The organism is Lunatimonas salinarum, from assembly GCF_017811155.1.
GTDB lineage: Bacteria > Bacteroidota > Bacteroidia > Cytophagales > Cyclobacteriaceae > Lunatimonas > Lunatimonas salinarum.
The window spans coordinates 1-2004 of sequence record NZ_JACVCV010000064.1 but is presented as its reverse complement, the minus strand read 5'-3'; the positions used below and the strand labels follow the sequence as shown (position 1 = coordinate 2004).

The window sequence follows — 2004 nt, the reverse complement described above, 5'->3', positions numbered from 1 at the left end:
CGTCCTTCCGTGTTCCATTTTATCCTGAACGCTGATGACGCTGAAAACGCGGAGAATCGCTGATTTACAAGGTTTACGAACCTACTCACATTTTCTGAAAAAAAATTAAACCTGTTTATTTTCAACGACTTACCATGCTACTTAGAATAACCTATCCGTGACCATCCGCTATATCTGTGTCCGTCCGTGTTCTTTTTTTTGAACGCTGATTACGCGGAGTACGCGGAGATTTGCGGATCTACTTTGTTTTACGAACCTACTCATATCTTCTAAAAAAAAATTATCCCTGTTTATTTTCAACGACTTACCATGCTAGTTAGTCTAACTTATCCGTGATCATCCGCTACATCTGTGTCCTTCTGTGTTCCTTTTATAGAACGCTGATGACCCTGAGTACGCGGATAATCGCTGATCTACTTGGATTTACGAACATACCTACATTTTCAAAATAAATAAACTCCTCTTATTTCAACGACTAACTAACTTACTAAACCCAACCTATCCGCGATCATCGGCGTTTCATCTGTGTCCTTCCGTGTTCTTTTTTATAGAACGCTGATGACGCGGAAAACGCAGAGATTCGCGGATTTACTTGGTTTTTCGAACCTACTCACATCTTCTGAAAAAAAAATTAACCCTGTTTATTTTCAACGACTTACCATGATACTAAGACTAACCGATCCGCGAATATCTGCGCCAGTCCGTGTCCTTCTGCGTTCTTTTTTCTTACTTGTCCGCTACATCCGTGTGCGTCTGTGTTCTTTTTATGGATTATCTTTATTTTATGATAAATTTAGACGATACTTGGTCCAGCTCAATCATAAAGCTCCCTTGGGAATTCAACCGTTTGATAAAATTAAGATTTTCAGAAATTACTTTTATCAGAGTTGAGTTGGCTAGATTACCAAGTTTAATTCTTACCAGCTTCTTGGGCGTGTTATTTATCAAGTAACTGTTTCTAAAATCCGCATCCTTCGTGATAACTATCAAATCTTGCGCATCCGCAAATTCGCAAATGTCCTTATCTTTAGTACTTGATCCCTCCAAAATCTCGTTTATGTGAATGGTATCATACTATCTTGATCGAAGGTAATTTACCAATTTGTAAGATATATGAACATCACACAAGAACTTCATCAAGCCACTTCTTGGATATCTTGACCTGAAAGGGACAACTTTGCGTACTGTAAACAGGCCAAAACATCCTCTTTTTCCAATTCAGGGTGATCTTCCACAATCTCTTCAACACCCATTCCGGACCCAAGCATATCGATCACTACTTCAACTGGCCAACGCATGCCCCTAATGCAAGGCTTTCCATGGCAAATATGTGGGTCAACTGTAATTCTGCTTAATAGATTCATTGCATAATAGTTAGCATACTCTAATCTACGGTTTTTTTAAATACATGTTAACATATTCTAAACCAACTACCTGAAATATCCGCCAAATCCGTGTTCTTTCTATAGAACGCTGAATACGCGGAGAACGCGGAGGTTCGCGGATTTAATGTACTTACCTAACCGGAACGCGGAATACGCTGAGAACGCGGATAATCGCGGATTTACTTGGGTTTACGAACCTACTCACATTTTCTGAAAAAAATTAAACCTGTTTATTTTCAACGACTTACTAGAATACTAAGCCTAACCTATCCGCGATAATCCGCACCATCCGTGCCCTTCCGTGTTCTATTTTTTGAACGCTGATGACGCTGAATACGCCGAACATCGCGGATTTACGTGGTTTATGAATCTAAATATATCCTCTAAATAAAATTTAATCTTCTTTTTTCCAACGACTGTCTAGATTACTTCGCCTAACCTATCCGTGGCCATCCGCTATATCTGCGTCCTTCCGTGTTCCATTTTATCCTGAACGCTGATGACGCTGAAAACGCGGAGAATCGCTGATTTACAAGGTTTACGAACCTACTCACATTTTCTGAAAAAAAATTAAACCTGTTTATTTTCAACGACTTACCATGATACTAAGACTAACCGA

2 protein-coding genes are annotated in these 2004 nt (G+C 39.3%); both read right to left on the bottom strand.

Annotation, left to right across the window (positions count from 1 at the left end):
* Positions 1-777: 777 nt before the first annotated feature.
* Positions 778-1065, bottom strand: coding sequence for a DUF5615 family PIN-like protein (locus IAQ59_RS22830; RefSeq protein WP_425342629.1), 288 nt, complete (start codon positions 1063-1065; stop codon positions 778-780).
* A 71-nt stretch (positions 1066-1136) separates the two neighbouring features.
* Complete coding sequence (locus IAQ59_RS21835; protein WP_209332978.1) at positions 1137-1364, bottom strand: DUF433 domain-containing protein; 228 nt, start codon at positions 1362-1364, stop codon at positions 1137-1139.
* Positions 1365-2004: the final 640 nt, after the last annotated feature.

What these genes read in the sequence shown, in the direction of transcription:
- IAQ59_RS21835 (WP_209332978.1), bottom strand. Translation starts at nt 1,364, where the DNA reads ATGAATCTATTAAGCAGAATTACAGTTGACCCACATATTTGCCATGGA.